Annotated in this window: 18 protein-coding genes; 7 read left to right on the top strand and 11 right to left on the bottom strand. The window is 72.3% G+C overall.

The genetic code is table 11. The features are described 5' to 3' along the window. Positions 1-15: 15 nt before the first annotated feature. Positions 16-465, bottom strand: coding sequence for a lamin tail domain-containing protein (locus OG580_RS10425; RefSeq protein ID WP_267043370.1), 450 nt, complete (start codon positions 463-465; stop codon positions 16-18). Between the two features lie 168 nt (positions 466-633). Beyond that, on the bottom strand, positions 634-1,392 hold the full coding sequence (locus OG580_RS10420; RefSeq protein ID WP_267043369.1) for a GntR family transcriptional regulator: 759 nt from the start codon (positions 1,390-1,392) through the stop codon (positions 634-636). 188 nt (positions 1,393-1,580) lie between these two features. Between OG580_RS10420 and OG580_RS10415 the strand changes: the two genes are divergently transcribed. After that, a complete protein-coding gene (locus OG580_RS10415; RefSeq protein WP_267043368.1) occupies positions 1,581-1,805 on the top strand; it encodes a hypothetical protein in 225 nt (74 codons plus the stop codon). Between the two features lie 71 nt (positions 1,806-1,876). Then, complete coding sequence (locus OG580_RS10410) at positions 1,877-2,137, top strand: DUF2277 domain-containing protein (RefSeq protein ID WP_267043367.1); 261 nt, start codon at positions 1,877-1,879, stop codon at positions 2,135-2,137. Here OG580_RS10410 and OG580_RS10405 read toward each other — a convergent pair. Together OG580_RS10405 and OG580_RS10400 are read right to left on the bottom strand one after the other, a co-directional pair. Then, a complete protein-coding gene (locus OG580_RS10405; protein WP_267047958.1) occupies positions 2,097-2,720 on the bottom strand; it encodes a DedA family protein in 624 nt (207 codons plus the stop codon). The genes OG580_RS10410 and OG580_RS10405 overlap by 41 nt on opposite strands. Before the next feature lie 346 nt (positions 2,721-3,066). Then, positions 3,067-3,717 (bottom strand): HNH endonuclease family protein, encoded by a 651-nt coding sequence (locus OG580_RS10400; RefSeq protein WP_267043366.1) that lies wholly within the window; start codon positions 3,715-3,717, stop codon positions 3,067-3,069. Between the two features lie 219 nt (positions 3,718-3,936). Between OG580_RS10400 and OG580_RS10395 the strand changes: the two genes are divergently transcribed. Next, positions 3,937-4,713: an ABC transporter permease gene (locus tag OG580_RS10395; RefSeq protein WP_267043365.1), complete on the top strand. Its 777-nt coding sequence runs from the start codon at positions 3,937-3,939 to the stop codon at positions 4,711-4,713. Between the two features lie 92 nt (positions 4,714-4,805). On the opposite strand, the gene OG580_RS10390 is transcribed toward OG580_RS10395, so the two are convergent. Continuing rightward, entirely contained in the window at positions 4,806-5,474 is a 669-nt protein-coding gene (locus tag OG580_RS10390) for an HAD-IA family hydrolase (protein WP_267043364.1), read from the bottom strand. 154 nt (positions 5,475-5,628) lie between these two features. After that, complete coding sequence (locus OG580_RS10385) at positions 5,629-6,891, bottom strand: peptidoglycan-binding protein (protein WP_267043363.1); 1,263 nt, start codon at positions 6,889-6,891, stop codon at positions 5,629-5,631. Positions 6,892-7,039: 148 nt separating this feature from the next. On the opposite strand from OG580_RS10385, the gene OG580_RS10380 reads away from it, so the two are divergent. Next, positions 7,040-9,109 (top strand): MFS transporter, encoded by a 2,070-nt coding sequence (locus OG580_RS10380; RefSeq protein WP_267043362.1) that lies wholly within the window; start codon positions 7,040-7,042, stop codon positions 9,107-9,109. A 140-nt stretch (positions 9,110-9,249) separates the two neighbouring features. Beyond that, positions 9,250-10,047: a hypothetical protein gene (locus OG580_RS10375; protein WP_267043361.1), complete on the top strand. Its 798-nt coding sequence runs from the start codon at positions 9,250-9,252 to the stop codon at positions 10,045-10,047. Positions 10,048-10,099: 52 nt separating this feature from the next. Here the strand turns inward: OG580_RS10375 and OG580_RS10370 are convergent, their stop codons facing one another. Next, positions 10,100-10,585 carry a GNAT family N-acetyltransferase gene (locus OG580_RS10370; protein ID WP_267043360.1) on the bottom strand — a complete coding sequence of 162 codons (486 nt, stop codon included), beginning with the start codon at positions 10,583-10,585 and terminating at the stop codon, positions 10,100-10,102. Positions 10,586-10,614: 29 nt separating this feature from the next. Further along, a complete protein-coding gene (locus tag OG580_RS10365) occupies positions 10,615-10,941 on the bottom strand; it encodes an antibiotic biosynthesis monooxygenase (protein WP_267043359.1) in 327 nt (108 codons plus the stop codon). 337 nt (positions 10,942-11,278) lie between these two features. Between OG580_RS10365 and OG580_RS10360 the strand changes: the two genes are divergently transcribed. Beyond that, positions 11,279-12,421, top strand: a complete 1,143-nt coding sequence (locus tag OG580_RS10360) for a serpin family protein (RefSeq protein WP_267043358.1) — start codon at positions 11,279-11,281, stop codon at positions 12,419-12,421. A 56-nt stretch (positions 12,422-12,477) separates the two neighbouring features. On the opposite strand, the gene OG580_RS10355 is transcribed toward OG580_RS10360, so the two are convergent. From OG580_RS10355 to OG580_RS10345, 3 genes are all read right to left on the bottom strand, one after another. Beyond that, on the bottom strand, positions 12,478-13,152 hold the full coding sequence (locus OG580_RS10355) for an O-methyltransferase (RefSeq protein ID WP_267043357.1): 675 nt from the start codon (positions 13,150-13,152) through the stop codon (positions 12,478-12,480). Further along, on the bottom strand, positions 13,149-14,315 hold the full coding sequence (locus OG580_RS10350) for a DUF2330 domain-containing protein (protein WP_267043356.1): 1,167 nt from the start codon (positions 14,313-14,315) through the stop codon (positions 13,149-13,151). The genes OG580_RS10355 and OG580_RS10350 overlap by 4 nt, the downstream gene beginning before the upstream one ends. A 90-nt stretch (positions 14,316-14,405) precedes the next feature. Further along, positions 14,406-15,653, bottom strand: a complete 1,248-nt coding sequence (locus OG580_RS10345; RefSeq protein WP_267043355.1) for a cytochrome P450 — start codon at positions 15,651-15,653, stop codon at positions 14,406-14,408. Positions 15,654-15,894: 241 nt separating this feature from the next. On the opposite strand from OG580_RS10345, the gene OG580_RS10340 reads away from it, so the two are divergent. Further along, positions 15,895-17,064 carry a steroid 3-ketoacyl-CoA thiolase gene (locus tag OG580_RS10340; protein ID WP_267043354.1) on the top strand — a complete coding sequence of 390 codons (1,170 nt, stop codon included), beginning with the start codon at positions 15,895-15,897 and terminating at the stop codon, positions 17,062-17,064. The last annotated feature ends 54 nt before the right edge of the window (positions 17,065-17,118 follow it).

Raw genomic sequence — 17,118 nt, 5'->3', positions numbered from 1 at the left:
AGGCGTGGTGCGGGGTCAGCACCACTTGTAGTCGACGCGCGTCGAGTTGTACGCGCAGTTGTCGACCCACGCGCCGCTCGACTTGCGCAGCGTCGCCGTGTCCTTGTCGTTGTTCCAGACGTACGCGGCGCGGTTCTGGTAGACGTTCGCGGCGGTGTTCGTGCCACGGCCCGTGCGGACCGTCACGATCTTGCCGCTGCCCAGGGTGAACGAGCCGAACGTGTACTTGTGGTTCGCGGCGTCCGTGACCGTCCAGCCCCGCAGGTTCACCGCGGCACCGGTCGTGTTGCGTATCTGCACGTACTCGGCGTTGAGGCTCGCGTTGGAGCGGAGGTCCGAGCCCGGGCTGTCGTAGTAGATCTTGTACAGGTGGACCGAGCCGGCGGCCTGGGCCTGCGTAGGCAGCAGCAGGACGCCGGAGGCGGCGGCCGCGGTCACGGCCGCGAGCGTGCGTGCACGAAGCATGAGTGTCCCTCAGTTTCTGCCGGGCACACGTCCGATGGGGCCCGGCGAGCACACAGAATACGCATGACGTTCACGTGTTCCGCACAAGTTCGGCCACAGGGAGGAGGGAGGGATGGGGGAGGGTGGGAGTGGGGGTTGGCGGAGGGTTGCGGTGTCGTACTGTCCCGGTCATGCGTCGAAGTCGTACTCCAGGACGTACGACGACGAGTCCAGCGTCATCTCGTTCAGCTCCACCGCGACCCCGGCCGCCGTGAACGCCGTGCGCCCGATGAGGACCACCGGCGTGCCGAACTGCAGGGCCAGCCGGTCCGACTCCGTCGCCGTCGGCATCCGGCACCGGATCTCCTCGCGGAACCGCGCCGGCCGGTGCCCCAGCTCGGTCAGCCGGGCGTAGGTGCCGCCCGGGCCCGTGTCCGGTTCGGTGATCGGCGTCCCGCGTACCAGCTCGGCGGAGAGGTACGAGACGGAGAGCAGCACCGGCTTGGCGTCCAGGACGAACCGGCGGCTGCGGACGCAGACCGGCGCGCCCGGCGGCAGGTTCAGCGCCCCGGCGATCCTCGCCTCGGCCGCCGTCTCCGCCACCTCGATCTGGTCGACCACCAGGGCCCGGTCCTCCACGTCCGCCGACCAGACCGAGCGGCCGTTGCCCCAGTGGTCCCCCGCCAGGCGCGGGATGCCCCGGCGGCGCAGCGGGCGGAAGACCCGGACGAAGACCCCGGCGCCCTTGCGGGCCTCGGCGAGACCTTCGTTGCGCAGGACGGAGAGGGCCTGGCGGGCCGTCATCCGGGCCACGTCGTACGTCGTCATGAGGTCGTTCTCGCCGGGGAGCCGGTCGCCCGGCGCGAAGGCGCCTGACTGGATCGCGGTTCTCAACTCGTCGGCGATGCGCTGGTACTTGGGCCGACGAGCGCTGTCCTGGTCAGTCACGGGTGGACACTCCCTTCATCTGCGGGACACCCTACGGCGCACCCCTGGGCCAGGGTGCACACGTGTGCGCCGTCCCGCCGGGTCGATCCATCCATCGGGGGACATCTCTAGAGATACGTTGACAGGGCGGGGTCTCCCCGCTTCTCTAGGTGGTCCCCAGGCTTCAGGATTCGGGACGGAGGGGATGCGTGCAGCCACTGCCCGAGGTCGGTGACCTCGTCCGCGACACCGCCACCGGGCGGGTCGGTTTCTACGTGGAGAGCGTCTCCGGGCGCTTTCTGATCCGCGCCGTCCACGGTGGCGCCGAATGGGAGGCCGAGCCCGTCGACGTACAGCTCGCCACCCCCTTGCGTGAGCTGCGCGCCCGCGCCGCCGAGATCAACGCGCGCAGCAGACGTGGTCTCGGAGCGTGACCCCCTAGGGGCGTCTTGCGGTGAGCGGCGGGCTCGGGGTGATTGTCAGTGGCGCGCGCCACACTGGAGGCATGTGCCGCAGCATCAAGACGCTCCGACCGCCCGCGCTGCCCGAGGAGGCGACCGAGGAGGACATCCGCGCCGCCGCCCTGCAGTACGTCCGCAAGGTCTCCGGATTCCGCGCGCCCGCCGCCCACAACCGCGAGGTCTTCGACCGTGCCGTGGACGAGGTGGCCGAGGCGACCGCGAGGCTCCTCGCCGACCTGGAGGTGCGCGGGGCGCACCCCGCCGTCAGGAGACCGGAGCGGGAGCCGCTGCCGGACGCCGTATGAGGTACGCGGCGAGGCCGCCCGCCAGGAAGAGCGCGAGGGTCGACACCCCCGCGCTGAACCAGGTCGCGCCCAGCCACTGTCCGCCCAGCCAGCCGAGCCCCACGCTGTAGGACGCCCAGGTCACGCCGGCGAGCGCCGACCACGGCAGGAAGTCCTTGATCCGCCGCTTGGCCGCGCCCGCGCCCAGGGAGACCACGGAGCGGCCCGCCGGGGCGAAGCGCGCGAGCACCACGAGCAGCCCGCCGCCCCGGGCCAGCGCGGTGCCGAGACGTTCCTGCGCCAGGGACAGGCGCCGCGAGCGGGCGATCGCCCTGTCCAGCCTGGCGCCACCGCGCCGGGCCAGGCGGTACGCCAGGAAGTCGCCGAGCACCGAGGCGCCGGCCGCGCAGAGGAGCAGGGGGAGGAGGGACGGTACGTCGGGGGAGGCCGCGGTCGCCGTCGCCGCCGCCGTCGCGGCGGTGATCACCAGGAAGCCGCTCGGCAGCACGGGCAGGAAGACGTCGAGCAGGATCGACGCCGCCACCACCGGGTAGATCCACGGGCCGGCGGTCAGCGACCGCAGCGAGCCGAGGCTGTCGAGCAGATTCACAGGGCCAGAGCCTACGCGGGGGTGGGGGAGCCACCGTTGGCCGGGTGCCGCACCACGGCGGAGGTGCCGGGGGCGGGTGCTGAGGGGCGTGCCGCGTGCCGAGTGCGGGAGGCGGTGTGAGGGGTGGTGTGGGGGGGAGGCGGGGTGAGGGGTGAGGCGGGGGTGAGGCGGGGGAGGCGGGGTGAGGGAGGGGTGAGGCGTTAGGTGCGGGGGTGTGCTCGGTCGGGAAAGGCCGGAAACCGTCCTGCGGTCTCCGGCCCGTTCCTCCGGGAGCCGGTTCCGGGGCGTGGCCCGGGTGGTCCGGCGGCGGTGCGGTTCCGTGCGGAGTGGGGGAGTGCGGTCAGCAGCCGTTGAGGACGGACTGCAGGGCGCTCTTCTCCGCCGAGTCGATGCTGAGGTTCCAGTGGTACTTCACGTGCACCCACGCCCGGGCGTACGTGCAGCGGTACGCCGTGCGCGAGGGCATCCACTCCGCCGGGTCCAGGTCGCCCTTGGCCTGGTTGACGTTGTCGGTCACGGCTATGAGCTGGGGCCGGGTCAGGTCGTTCGCGAAGGCCTGGCGCTGTGCGGTGGTCCACGCGTTCGCGCCCGAGCGCCAGGCCTCGGACAGGGCGACGACGTGGTCGATGTCGAGGTCGGAGGCGACGGTCCAGGTGGCCCCGTCGTACTCGGAGTACCAGCTGCCGCTGACGGAGGCACAGCTGGAGTCGGTGACGACGTTGACGCCGTCGCGCTTGAGGACGGTCTCGCGGGTGTTGCAGGCACCGGACTGGGTGATCCAGTGCGGGAACAGATCCCGGCTGTAGCCGGTGGAGGAACCTTCCGCCTTGACCGTGAGGGCGGCCAGGTAGGTACGGGCGGTGGCCGCGCTGACGGGGGTCGGCATGGCGGCCTGGGCGGCCGGTGCCGTGGCGAGGAGGCCGGTGACCGTGAGGGCGGCGGAGGTGGCGAGTACAGCGAGTCGACGCGCGTAGATCATGCCGACGGGCATGTGAACTCCCTTGAGGTGGGGGGACCTTGGCTGTTGCCGTCCCCGCGGGGGTGCCGGGCGCTGGCCCGGTCATCGTGGCGGCGCAAGGTTTCCGTGTGGGGTGCGCCAGGTAACAGGGTGGCGACATGGGCACGTCACATCAAGGGGTGTGACACGGCTGATGGAGCGCCAGATTCCGCCCGGCGCCCCTCCGTTGCGGGAGACCTCTACTGTGACCGTGTGCTTCTGGACGTGAACGTCACCTTTGGGGCGGTACTTGCCGTCCTGCTCGCCCTCGCCGCCGGCGTCGTCGCCCTCGCGCACCTCGGCCGGGCCCGCGACACCCTGTTCGCCGGCGCACGGGCCGCCGTCCAGCTGGTCGCCGTCTCGCTCGTGATCGGGTGGGTCGTCCGCTCCGTACCCCTGCTGCTCTGCTTCCTGCTCCTGATGTACGCCGTGGCGGTACGGACGGCAGGGCGGCGGGTCGTGCCGGCGCCTGGGCGCGGCTGGTGGTGGGCCGGTGTGCCGATCGCCGCCGCTGTGGGCCCGGTCGTCCTCGCGCTCGTCGTCACCGGACTCGTACCGGTGCGGGGGATCACGCTCGTACCCGTGACCGGCATCCTCGTCGGCGGCGCGCTCACGGCCACCGTCCTCGCGGGGCGGCGCGCGCTCGACGAGCTGGAGACGCGGCGGGGCGAGGTGGAGGCGGGGCTCGCGATCGGGCTCGTCGACCGGGAGGCGCGGCTCGAAGTGGCGCGGAAGGCCGCGGCCGACGCCCTGCTCCCCGGCATGGACCAGACCCGCACGGTGGGGCTCGTCACGCTGCCGGGGGCCTTCGTGGGGATGCTGCTCGGCGGCGCCTCACCGCTGCACGCGGGCGCCGTTCAGCTCTTCGTCCTCATCGCCCTGCTCGCGGTACAGGCGGTGGCCGCCGCGACCACCCTCGAACTGGTCGCGCGCGGACGGATCGCCCGGCCGCGGGTCGGCGCGGGGGAGGGGTACGTGGTGGGGCGGTGAGTCGCAGGCTTCGGTGCTGCCCGGGGATGAGTGGCCCCCCGGGCTGCCCGGGGCGCTACGGGAGATGAGTGCCCCCCGGGCTGCCCGGGGCGCTACGGAAGCGCGGTGAGGGTGATCGTGCCGTCGGCGGCGGCCTCGACCCGCAGTCGGGTGAGGTCGGCGACGTGGATGTCGGGTGCGAAGGCCGCCGCGCGCGGGCCCACGCCCACGATCCGCATGCCGGCCGCGCGGCCCGCCTGGATGCCGGCCTCGGAGTCCTCGAAGACCACGCACTCCGCCGGGGCGAAGCCCAGCTCCGCCGCGCCCTTGAGGAAGCCCTCGGGGTCCGGCTTGCTCGCGCCCACGGACTCGGCGGTGACCCGGGTCTCCGGCATCGGCAGGTCCGCCGCGCCCATCCGCGCCCGGGCGAGCGCCTCGTCGGCCGAGGTCACCAGGGCGTGCGGCAGGTCGGCGATGGTGGCCAGGAAGGCGGGGGCGCCGGGAACCGGTACGACGCCGTCGAGGTCGGCGGTCTCCTCGGCGAGCATCACCCGGTTGTCGGCGTGGTTCTCCTCCATCGGGCGCTCCGGGAGGAGGACGGCCATCGTCGCGTACCCCTGGCGGCCGTGGACGACCTTCAGGACGGCGGCCGCGTCGAGCCCCTGCCGCTCCGCCCAGCGTCGCCAGCAGCGCTCGACGACGGCGTCCGAGTTGACGAGGGTGCCGTCCATGTCGAGGAGGAGGGCGCGGGCGGTGAGCTGTGCCGGGGTGGTGGCAGGCATCGGGTCTCCAGGGAGGGGTGCGGAGAACGAAGCGGTCCCGCCCGCCGGTCAGGGAATACGGGCGGGGCCACTTTGTTTTTCCACGATACAAAACCGGGGGCCGTCTTGGCCAACCCGGTCCGCGGAGCGGGATCCCACGACGTTCCGAGGCGGCTCAGATCCGGGTGCTCCTCTCCAGCGCCTCGCGCGTGGCTGGGCCGTACACACCCTTCGGGTCGTCCTCGATGAACATCCAGGACTGGTAGCTCTTCACCGCGCGCCACACGTCCTGGTCGTACTCCCCGTCCACGTCGCCGTGGTACGCCCCCGCGAGGATCAGGCGCATCTGGAGCTCCGTCACCTCGGCCCCGCTGGAGCCGTAGCTCAGGGTGGCCGTGGTCTCCTCGGTCTCCTCCGGGGCCTGCGGGGAAGGGGTGGCCGTCGTCGGCGCGGCGGTCGTCGGAGCCGCCGTGGTGGCCGGCGGGGGCGCCGCCGCGCCGGTCGACGCGCTGGGCCGCGGGGTGGTCCGGGACGCGGTGGGCGTGGGCGTGGGGGACGGCGATGCGGAGGCGGTGGTCGGGCGCGTGGACGGCGAGGACGAGCTCGGCTCCGGCGTCTCGGAGGTGGGGGAGGGGGAAGGGGCCTCCGAGACGGCGACGTTCAGGGACGCGCTGGTGGTGATCTCTGGTCCGAGCGCCCGGTCGTCGGTCTCGTCCCCGCCGCCGAGGACGGCCGCCGCGAGGGCGGCGGTACCCGCCACGGCGACGGCCGCCATCGCCGCGACCACCATGCCGCGGCGGCGTCCCCGCGTCGGCTCCCGCTCGGCCGTCGGGTCGACGATGCGGCCGATGCCGTGCAGGAGCAGCGGCATGGTCTCGGAGGGGTCGCTGTCGGGGTGGGCGCCGGGGTACGAGTCCGGGTGCTGCTCCGCGCGGTACGGCTCCGTCGGGTACTCCTCCAGCCCGTACGCGCCCGGTCCGGCCTGCTCTGCTCCGTACGCGCCCGGTCCGGCCTGCTCCGCCCCGTACGCGCCCGGTCCGGTCCGCTCCGCCCCGTACGCCCCCGGCCCCGGATCCTCCGGTCGGATCGCGGCCAGCTGCGCCGTCGGCGGGTCCTCGGCCGCGCCCGCGGGGGCGTACCCCGACCGCCCGGCAGGCGGTCCGGCAGACGGCCCGGCAGGCGGCCCGGCAGAGGGCGCGGGAGAAGGAGCGGGCGCAGGCGCAGGCGCAGGCGTGGGCGCCGGAGCGCCCCCCTGCCCCGCCGTGCGCGGCGCCAGGTCCTCCCCCGTCTCCGCGTAGCCCGCGCGCTCCCCCGCGTCCAGCGTCACGTACGGCCTGATCCGCAGCGGGTCGAAGTCCTCGGCCGCCGCTATCTCCGCCTGGGCGCAGGCGCAGCCAGGTCTGTGTACACCGCATTCAGGACAGACGTGTCCGGTCATGATGGGTCCCCTCCCCGATACAACTGCGAGCGATTATGCAGCCCGCCCCTGTTCGGTGGGTGAACAGCCGCCCTCTTCCGCAGGCCATATCCGGACATTCGGACCAGGATGGAGACGCTGCCCGAGGAAGAGGCCCGAGGAGGCGCCCATGGCCCAGGAAACGAGCCCGCCCCAGCTCGGCGGCGATCCCGTGCCGGGGGAAGGGCAGAGTCCCCGCACAGTGATCGTCGCGATCGGCGCGCTGCTGCTCGGCATGCTGCTCGCCGCCCTCGACCAGACCATCGTCTCCACGGCCCTGCCGACCATCGTCAGCGAGCTCGGCGGCATGGAACACCTCTCCTGGGTGGTCACCGCCTACATGCTGGCGTCCACGGCGGCCACCCCGCTCTGGGGCAAGCTCGGCGACCAGTACGGCCGCAAGAAGCTGTTCCAGGCCGCCATCGTCATCTTCCTCATCGGCTCGGCCCTCTGCGGCATCGCCCAGAACATGCCGCAGCTCATCGGCTTCCGCGCGGTCCAGGGCCTCGGCGGCGGCGGGCTCATGGTCCTGTCGATGGCGATCGTCGGCGACCTCGTCTCCCCCCGGGAGCGCGGCAAGTACCAGGGCCTCTTCGGTGCCGTCTTCGGTGCCACCAGCGTCCTCGGCCCGCTGCTCGGCGGCCTGTTCACCGAGCACCTCTCCTGGCGCTGGGTCTTCTACATCAACCTGCCGATCGGGATCGTCGCCCTCTTCGTGATCGCCGCCGTGCTCCACATCCCGGTGCGTTCGACCCCGCACGCCATCGACTACCTCGGCACGTTCCTCATCGCCTCGGTCGCCACCTGTCTGGTCCTGGTGGCCTCGCTCGGCGGCACCACCTGGGCCTGGGGCTCGCCGCAGATCATCGGCCTGGCCGTCCTCGGAGCCGTACTCCTCGTCTGCTTCGTGTACGTGGAGCGGCGGGCCGCCGAACCGGTCCTGCCCCTCAAGCTGTTCCGGATCCGGACGTTCAGCCTCGTGTCCGTCATCAGCTTCGTCGTCGGCTTCGCGATGTTCGGCGCGATGACCTACCTCCCCACCTTCCTCCAGGTGGTGCAGGGCGTCACCCCGACCATGTCCGGCGTCCACATGCTGCCGATGGTCCTCGGCATGCTGATCACCTCGACCGTCTCCGGCCAGATCGTCTCCCGCACCGGCCGCTGGAAGGTCTTCCCGATCGCCGGCACCGCCCTCACGGCGCTCGGACTGCTCCTCCTCAACGAGCTGACGGAGACCACCTCCACCTGGGAGATGAGCGTCTACTTCTTCGTCTTCGGCGCCGGGCTCGGCCTCGTCATGCAGGTCCTCGTCCTGGTCGTGCAGAACGCGGTCTCCTACCAGGACCTGGGCGTCGCCACCTCCGGAGCCACCTTCTTCCGCTCCATCGGCGCGTCCTTCGGCGTCGCCGTCTTCGGCACCATCTTCACCAACCGGCTCACCCAGAAACTCGACGACGTCTTCGCGAGCGCGGCGAGCGCCGGGCAGACCGTCCCGCCCGGCATCGGCCCCGACCAGGTGGCCGCCGACCCGCGCACCATCGCCGAACTCCCGCCCGACCTGCGCCCCTCCGTCCTCCACGCGTACGCCACGTCCATCACCGACGTCTTCCTGTACGCGGCGCCGGTCGTCCTCGTCGCCTTCGTCGTCGCCTGGTTCCTCAAGGAGGACAAGCTGCGCGGCGCGGTCACGGCCCCCGACACGAGCCAGACCCTCGCCTCGAACCCCGTCGAACGCTCCTCCCACGACGAGTGCGCCCGCGCCCTGTCCGTCCTCGGCTCCCGCGAGGGCCGCAAGGCGGTGTACGAGAAGATCACCGCCCGCGCCGGTCTCGACCTGCTGCCCGCCGCGAGCTGGCTGCTGCTCCGGATCCGCCGCCACGGCACCGTCGAACCGGCCCGGCTCGCCGAGACCACCCCCGTACCGCTGCGGGTGATCACGGAGGCGTCCCGTCAGGTGGAGGAGCGGCGGCTGGCCACCCGGGAGGGGGTCCAGCTGATCCTCACGGAGGAGGGCGTCATGACGGCGACGAAGCTCGCCAAGGCGCGGGAGGAGTCGCTCGCCGAACTCCTCGGCGACTGGTGGGGGCCCGACCGCCCCACCGACCTCGTGAAACTGGTGGAGGAACTCACGGCCGAACTGAACGGCTCGGACAGGGAACGGCCCGACACGCCCGAGCCGCCCCGCGACCACCACGCCTAGAGGGTGTCTTGTCGATCGGGCCGGACGTCCTGGCGTTCTTCGAGGGCGCAACTCGAGGGCCGCAAACCCTGTATGACGGCTGTTCAGGACCCCTCAGTACGCTGTCCCCTTCAAGATCGCTTCATAGGGGGATGGGCAGGATGAGCAGCGAAGAGCCACGTCAGGGTTGGCCGACGGCTCCGGCGTACCCGCCGAGCGGACCGGCGTACGGCGGTGGTTACGGCACGCCGGCGCCGCCCGCTCCGGCGCGCGGGGCCTCGCATCGAGGGGCCTGGATCGGCGCGGGAGCCACTCTGGTGGCGGCGGTCATCGGCGTCGTCGGTACGTATCTGGTGAGCAGCGGCAAGAACGCGAACACCGTGCCGCCCACCGCACAGGGCCCGGCGCCCTCGTCCCAGGGCAGCGACGACGCGCCCAAGGACGCGTCGCCGGGCCAGGAGTCCGCGCCGGGCCGGGAGTCGACGCCGGACCAGGAGTCCACGCCGGGCCAGGATTCCTCCCAGTCCCCGGAATCGCAGGCGACCGAGAGCGCCACCGCCACCGCGCCCGCGAAGCCGGCCGACACCGTCGTGTGGCAGGGCGCCCTGGCGATCACGTACACGGAGGACAAGGATCTGGACTCCGCGCCTCCCGTGGAGTCCGAGATCGCCGAGGAGAACGACTTCTCCGTCTATCCGTTCGGCACCACCCACATGCTGCGGCCCGAGGGCGCGACCAAGGCGCTGGTGTGGAAGGAGTCGACGCGGACGCCCACCTACGAGGACTGCGCCGGTGTCGTCGACACCCTGGGGACCTCGACGGACATGAAGCTGAAGACGGGCCTGGTCGCCTGCGCCCGCACGAACGACGGCCGGCTCGCCCGGCTGACCGTCAAGGAACTGACCGGTCAGGGCTCCGACACGAGCGGCGTCTTCGACGTCGTCGTCTGGAGCCGCTGACCGTCCAGGCGCCGGCGCCGGCGCCGGCGCCGGCGCCGGGGACGGGGACGGGTCAGAGGTCCTTGCCGTACCAGACGTCCATGTACGGGCCCGTGCAGTACGCGGGGATCTCCCCGTACCCGTGCCGCGCGTACAGGGCGCGGGCCTCGACCAGGTCCAGGCGGGTGTTGAGGACCATCCGGCGGGCGCCGAGGCCGCGGGCCGCCTGCTCCACCTCGGCGAGCAGGGCCCCGGCCCCGCCCAGGCCGCGGAAGGCGTGACGCAGGAAGACCCGGGTCAGCTCGGCGCGTTCACCGTCGAGCATCAGGAACCCGCCGCAGCCGGCCGCCTTGCCCTCGTACCGCGCGACGAGGAACTGCCCGGTCGGCGGGGTCAGCAGCTCGACCCCGTCGTTCTCCAGGCCCTCGTCGATCTCCGCCTCGGTCGCCGGGCGCTTCCAGTAGCGGCTGGCGACGTCGTCGTAGTAGTCACGGCGGAGGGCGGAGGCGTCCGGGGTGTCGACGCGCTCGGGAGAGAAAGTCCAGGTCATGCGGGCCATTGTGCGGCGCGCACGACCTGGGACGCAGCTCAGTTCTTCGGGGACGCCTGCTGCACGACCTCGAACGACCAGAGGGTGGACCCGGAAGCCGCCGGCTTCGGCCGCTCGCCGGCCTCACCGCCACCGCCGTGCGCGGCCTTCATGGAACCGTTCATCCAGTTCTGGAAGTCCTCCTCGCTGCGCCACCGGGTGTAGACGAGGTACTGGTCGGTGCCCTCCAGCGGACGCAGCAGCTCGAACCACTCGAAACCGTCGGACCCCTCCACGGCCCCGGCCCGGGACGCGAACCGCTGCTCGAGCACCTCGCGCTGCTCGGCCGGAACGGTCAGGACGTTGATCTTCACCACACTGGGCACACGACACCTCTCACTACGTACCTGCGGGCCGGGCGCTGCGCCGGGCCCTGGCCATGTGCCTGCAGTCTGCTACACGGACCCGTCGGGACGGCGTCAGTACGGGGCCGTCCCACCCCACTCGCTACGCTGAACGTCTCGACTGCCCGTCGTGCGAGGCGCTAGGGGGTGTCTTGCCGATCAGGCCGGGCTCGCGGGGCCTGGTGCCGCGCCTCGCCGCGTTGTCGTCACTCGCCGACACTCCGTGTCGACTCCCTCCTCCGCCTTGCGATCCACGGCACCAGACCCCGCTCCCTGATCCGGCCTGATCGACAAGACACCCCCTAGTGGAAGGCGCGATATGACCCACAGCCCCACCGTCCTCCGAGCGGACGCGGTACGGACCCTGGCCCTGCGCTGGCTGCCCCATCTCGGGGGCGGCGACTTCGTCGTGTCGCCGGTCGGGCTGTGGTCGGCCCTCGGGGCCGTCGCCTCCGGGGCGCGGGGGCGGACCGGCGAGGAACTGGCGGGGCTGCTCGGGGTCGAGGGCGAGGCGGCGGCCGCGGGCGTGACCGACGTCGGCCGGTGGCTCGGGGGGACGGGCGGGGTCGCGATGGCGACCGGCGTGTGGAGCACGGTGCCCGTGCGGGACGGGTTTCGGCGTGGGCTGCCCGATGTCCGGTTCGGGGTGCTGCCCGGTGCCGCCTACCTCGCCCTGCCCGACACGGTCTTCGGGGCGACGGACGACGTGTCGTGGGAGGAGCCGCCGGACGCCCAGGAGGAGCTCGACGACTGGGTGAGGGGCGCCACCGGTGGGCGGATCCAGCGGCTGCCGCTCGATCTCGACGGGTCCGAGGACCTCGTCCTGCTCAACGCCCTTGCGCTGAAGGCCTCCTGGCGGACGGCCTTCCCCGGGCATCTCACCCGCGACGAGCCCTTCACCGACGGAAGCGGCGTCACCCGGCCCGTACCGACCATGCGGCAGCGGATTCCCGCCGGGTGGGTCTGGTACGTGGGCGGGGTCGTCGTGGTCGAGCTGCCGTGTGAGGGGGGCGCTCGGGTGCGGTTCGCGCTGGGGGCGGAGGGGGCCGGGGCCGGCGACGTGGTGCCCGCCGCCTGGGCCGGGGGCGATGAGCGGACGCCGCTCGTGGCCGACTCGGTCGATCTCGCGCTGCCGCGCTTCACGCTCCGGACCAGGAGCGACGTCCGTCCCGCTCTCGACGCCCTCGGCGTCCGGCTCGCCCTGCGCCCCGAGGCCGACTTCTCGGGGATCTCGGAGGCGGACCTGTACATCGACAAGGTCCTGCAGGAGGCCGTGGTCGAGGTCGCCGAGGAGGGTGTCGAGGCGGCGGCCGTCACCACGGTGACGATGACCCGGAGCGCGGCCGCGCCCCGCCCCACCGTGGTGGAGCGGATCGCCTTCGACCGCCCCTTCGGGGTCGTCGTCCTCGACGAGGCGGGCGAGGTGCCGTTGTTCGTGGGATGGCGGCAGGACACCCCCTAGGGAGATGTCCTGCTCAGGGCTGAGCCACTACGCGGGACCCCTGGGAGGCGTCCTGCTCAGGGCTGAGCCACCACGCGGGCGATCAGCAGGCCGTCGTGGCCCTTCGTGCCGACCGTCTGGAACGCGGTCGCGTCCAGGCGGGGTTCGCGTGCCACCAGCTCGAACATCTCGCGGGTGCCCGTGATCGCCGGGTCGTCCGGGTGCGCGGTGGTGATCTTCCCGCCGCGCACCACGTTGTCGACGATGATCACCGTGCCCGGGCGGGACAGCTTCAGCGCCCACTCCACGTACCGCGGGTTGTTGACCTTGTCCGCGTCGATGAAGACGAGGTCGAAGGGGCCCGCGCCCTCCTCCTCCAGCAGCGGCAGGCTGTCCAGGGCCGCGCCCGTCCGGACCTCGACGAGCTTGTCGAGGCCGGCGCGGGCGATGTTGGCGCGGGCGACGTCCGCGTGGGCGGGGTTGTACTCCAGGGTGATCAGCCGGCCGTCGGCGGGCAGGGCGCGCGCCAGCCAGATCGTGCTGTAGCCGCCGAGGGTGCCGATCTCCAGGATGTTCCGGGCGCCCTGCATCGCGGCCAGCAGGTGCAGCAGCTTGCCCTGGTTCGGGGCGACCGCGATCTCGGGCAGGCCGGCCGCCGTGGACGCGGCGAGCGCGCCGGTCAGCGCCTCGTCCGCCGGGGCGAGCAGCTCGGTGACGTAACGGTCGACTTCGTTCCACTGAGGGTTCGTCATGCGGGCGAACGTACACCGGGGGTGGCGTCCGAGCGGCGCCTCGACGCGCGTACGGCGAACAGCGTCGCCGCCGCCGCGAGCAGCGCGCCGCCGCCGACCGTCGCGAGCCACGCGGGGATGTCGCCGCCGATCGTCAACAGCCGGTCGGTGTAGACGACTTCGCGGTACGGGGTGTCGGCGACCGTGCGGAGGTGGTGGTCGTCGTCGATGCGGTCGGGGTGGGGGAACCTCTGCTCCAGGACCGTCAGGTGGATCGGCCGTGCCGTGCCCGTGAGTTCCGCGACCGCGCCTTCCGGCTGGTCGATCCGGCCCGCGAAGGTGACCTCCGGGCTGTCGCCGCCGATGGGGGAGCGCGGCTCCATCCGGTGGTCGGCGAGGATGGACAGCCCCAGGGTCTGGGCGTTCTTCGCGAGCCGCGACAGCCGCATGGGGTAGACGAGTTCGGGGGACGCGAAGGTGATGCGCAGCGGGGTGAGTTCGCCGGAGAGGGTGGTGTCCTTCTCCTCGGGCGCGAGGCGGACCGCGACGTACTCCCACTTCCGTTCCACGTACGGCCGGAGCGCGCCGGTGAGCCGTTCGGGCAGCTCGAAGCCGTTGGCGCGCAGCCAGTCGCCGAGGGCGTCGGGGTCGGTGGCGGTCAGCCTGGCCACGTCGAAGGGGCCGAGCCGCTCGCGGCCGACGACCCCGACGCCGGCGCCGCTGCCGGGCGGGGCGGCGCCGGCGCCGTCCCCGTATCCGTCGGAGAACGGCCAGTCGTCCCCGCGCGGCCAGAAGTGGAAGCGGTCGCGCTGCTCGGGCTCGGTGAGCCGGTCGAGTTCGTCGAAGAGCGCCGGGTCGCCGAGGGACACGTCGGCCCGGCCGGGCACCGGCATGATCCAGGCGGCCCGCCGGGCGTTCCCGTGGACGCGGAAGCGCATGACGACGGTCTCGGTGCTCCCGTCCCAGTGGACGGCCGACTCCTCGCGGTCGACGCCGATGCGTTCGGCCTTGTCCGGGATCATCGCGCCGCAGCCGCAGGCGTACGCCGGTGCGACGAGCTGGCCGAGCTGGAGCGCGAGCAGCGCGATGACGGTGGTCAGGATTCTGGCGTGCGGAACCCTGCTGGGCAGGATTCTGGCGTGCGGAACCCTGCTGGTCAGGCTTCTTCCGTGTGTCCCCCGCATGTGGGGTCGGACGCGGCCGGCGGCGATCCGGTTCCGGCCGCTCCGGGATCAGGCCGAGGTGCGGCCCGATCCGGTTCCGGCCGCTCCGGATCAGGCCGACGCGCGGACCCTGAGCTCCTTGACCCCGTTCAGCCAGGCCGCCCGCAGCCGGCGGGGTTCGCCCACCAGCGTGAGGTCGGGGAGCACGTCCGCCACCGCGTTGAAGATCAGGTCGATCTCCTTCACGGCCAGGGACTTGCCCAGGCAGAAGTGCGGTCCGCCGCCGCCGAAGCCGAGGTGCGGGTTGGGGTCGCGGGTGATGTCGAAGCGCTCGGGGTCGGTGAAGACCTCCGGGTCGTTGTTGGCGGAGGAGTAGAAGATGCCGACCCGGTCGCCCGCTCGGATCTTCTGGCCGCCGATCTCGGTGTCCTGGGTCGCGGTCCGCTGGAAGGAGACCACCGGGGTCGCCCAGCGCACGATCTCCTCGGCGGTGGTCGCCGGCCGCTCCCGCTTGAAGAGCTCCCACTGGTCGGGGTGGGTGAGGAAGGCGTGCATGCCGTGGCTGATGGCGTTGCGGGTGGTCTCGTTGCCGGCGACGGCGAGGAGCAGGACGAAGAGGCCGAACTCGTCGGAGGAGAGGTTGCCCTGGCCCTCGGCGGCGACGAGTTGGCTGACGATGTCGGCGGCCGGGCACTCCTTGCGGGCGGCGGCCATGGTCATCGCGTAGCCGATGAGTTCCATGGCGGCCTCGGCGCCGATCTCCTCGGTGATGGCGTACTCGGGATCGTCGTACGCGATCATCTTGTTCGACCAGTCGAAGATCCGGGAGCGGTCCTCCTGGGGGACGCCGATGAGTTCGGCGATCGCCTGGAGCGGCAGTTCGACGGCGACCTGGGTGACGAAGTCGAAGGTGCCGTCGGGGCCGGCGTTCTGCCGGGCCTCCTCGGCGATGGAGCGGGCGCGGTCGCGCAGGGCCGTCTCCAGGGTCCGGATCGCCCGGGGGGTGAAGCCGCGCTGGACGATCTGGCGGACCCGGGTGTGCTCGGGCGGGTCCATGTTGAGCATGATCAGCTTCTGGACGTCGATCTGCTCCTGGGCGATGCTCTCGTTGAAGCGGATCACGGCGGTGTTGAGGTTCGAGGAGAACAACTCGGGGTGCGTGGAGACGTACTTGACGTCCGCGTGGCGCGTGACGGCCCAGTACCCCTCGTCCCGGAAGCCCGTGATGCCGGGCGGCTGGGGGCACCACCACACGGGGGCGGTCTTCCGCAGCTCGGCGAACTCCGGCAGGGGTACGCGGGTACGGAGGAGGTCGGGGTCCGTGGCGTCGAAGCCTTCGGGGAGATGAGGGCAGGGCATCGGCAGCACGCTCCATTATCCGATGAATATCTGATGGCCCATCAGAAACTGCCGGGAAAGTTAGTAACGAGTCCGCCAAGTAGCAAGAGGCGGGGCGAGAACTGTTGCGTCCCGGACCCTTGCGTACCCGGGGTAGCAGTCATAAGACTGCACTCAGAACTAGAACGCGTACTAGTTCCCCCGGGACGCCGACCGGACGAGGTGCCGGGACACCCCGCACGGTCGAGGAGAGGACGAGCTCATGGCCGCGGAACCCGTCATCGTCGAAGCCGTACGCACCCCCATCGGCAAGCGCGGAGGCGCGCTCGCCAACCTTCACCCCGCCTACCTCCTGGGCGAGACCTACCGCGAACTCCTCGGTCGCACCGGCATCAACGCCGACTGCGTCGAGCAGATCGTCGGCGGTACGGTCACCCACGCCGGCGAGCAGTCCATGAACCCGGCGCGCACCGCCTGGCTCACCATGGGCCTGCCGTACGAGACGGCCGCCACCACCGTCGACTGTCAGTGCGGCTCCTCGCAGCAGGCCAGCCACATGGTCGCCAACATGATCGCGGCCGGTGTCATCGACATCGGGATCAGCTGCGGCGTCGAGGCCATGTCGCGCGTCCCGCTCGGCTCCGGCTCCAAGCACGGACCCGGCAAGCCCTTCCCTGACGAGTGGAACGTCGACCTGCCCAACCAGTTCGAGGCCGCCGAGCGCATCGCCCGCCGTCGCGGCCTCACCCGCGAGCGCGTCGACTCCCTCGGCCTGCTCTCCCAGGAACGGGCCGCGATCGCCTGGTCCGAGGAGCGGTTCAAGCGCGAGACCTTCGCCGTCCAGGTCCCCACCACGGAGGCCGAACAGGCCGCGGGGCAGGGCATGTGGCGGCTCGTCGACCGGGACGAGGGTCTGCGTGACACCACCATGGAGGGCCTCGGCCGGCTCAAGCCCGTCATGCCGACCGCCGTCCACACCGCCGGGAACTCCTCCCAGATCTCCGACGGCGCCTCCGCGATCATGTGGGCCTCCAAGCGCATGGCCCGCGCCCTCAAGCTCCGCCCGCGCGCCCGGATCGTCGCTCAGGCCCTCGTCGGAGCCGACCCGCACTACCACCTCGACGGGCCGGTCGACGCGACCCGCGCGGTGCTCGGCAAGGCCGGCATGTCGCTCAAGGACATCGACCTCGTCGAGATCAACGAGGCCTTCGCGTCAGTGGTGTTGAGCTGGGCGCAGGTCTTCGACCAGGACCTGGAGAAGGTCAACGTCAACGGCGGCGCCATCGCGCTCGGCCACCCCGTCGGTGCCACCGGAGCGCGGCTGATCGCCACCGCCCTGCACGAACTGGAGCGTACGGACAAGGAGTTCGCGCTCATCACCATGTGCGCGGGCGGAGCGCTGGCGACCGGCACCATCATCCAGCGCCTCTGACGCCTGCTACGGGGCGCCCGGCGCGGGAGCGCACCCCCTACGGGCGCCCGGCGC

It is taken from the genome of Streptomyces sp. NBC_00094 (genome assembly GCF_026343125.1).
GTDB lineage: Bacteria > Actinomycetota > Actinomycetes > Streptomycetales > Streptomycetaceae > Streptomyces.
The sequence above is the reverse complement of the archived record's forward strand: the minus strand, read 5'-3'. Positions and strand labels throughout refer to the sequence as shown.

Coding starts and splice junctions, on each gene's coding strand:
- OG580_RS10425 (WP_267043370.1), bottom strand. CDS start 465: ATGCTTCGTGCACGCACGCTCGCGGCCGTGACCGCGGCCGCCGCCTCC.
- OG580_RS10390 (WP_267043364.1), bottom strand. CDS start 5,474: ATGCCTGCCACCACCCCGGCACAGCTCACCGCCCGCGCCCTCCTCCTC.
- OG580_RS10370 (WP_267043360.1), bottom strand. CDS start 10,585: ATGGCCCGCATGACCTGGACTTTCTCTCCCGAGCGCGTCGACACCCCG.
- OG580_RS10385 (WP_267043363.1), bottom strand. CDS start 6,891: ATGACCGGACACGTCTGTCCTGAATGCGGTGTACACAGACCTGGCTGC.
- OG580_RS10355 (WP_267043357.1), bottom strand. CDS start 13,152: ATGACGAACCCTCAGTGGAACGAAGTCGACCGTTACGTCACCGAGCTG.
- OG580_RS10380 (WP_267043362.1), top strand. CDS start 7,040: ATGGCCCAGGAAACGAGCCCGCCCCAGCTCGGCGGCGATCCCGTGCCG.
- OG580_RS10410 (WP_267043367.1), top strand. CDS start 1,877: ATGTGCCGCAGCATCAAGACGCTCCGACCGCCCGCGCTGCCCGAGGAG.
- OG580_RS10360 (WP_267043358.1), top strand. CDS start 11,279: ATGACCCACAGCCCCACCGTCCTCCGAGCGGACGCGGTACGGACCCTG.
- OG580_RS10350 (WP_267043356.1), bottom strand. CDS start 14,315: ATGCGGGGGACACACGGAAGAAGCCTGACCAGCAGGGTTCCGCACGCC.
- OG580_RS10375 (WP_267043361.1), top strand. CDS start 9,250: ATGAGCAGCGAAGAGCCACGTCAGGGTTGGCCGACGGCTCCGGCGTAC.
- OG580_RS10340 (WP_267043354.1), top strand. CDS start 15,895: ATGGCCGCGGAACCCGTCATCGTCGAAGCCGTACGCACCCCCATCGGC.
- OG580_RS10345 (WP_267043355.1), bottom strand. CDS start 15,653: ATGCCCTGCCCTCATCTCCCCGAAGGCTTCGACGCCACGGACCCCGAC.
- OG580_RS10400 (WP_267043366.1), bottom strand. CDS start 3,717: ATGCCCGTCGGCATGATCTACGCGCGTCGACTCGCTGTACTCGCCACC.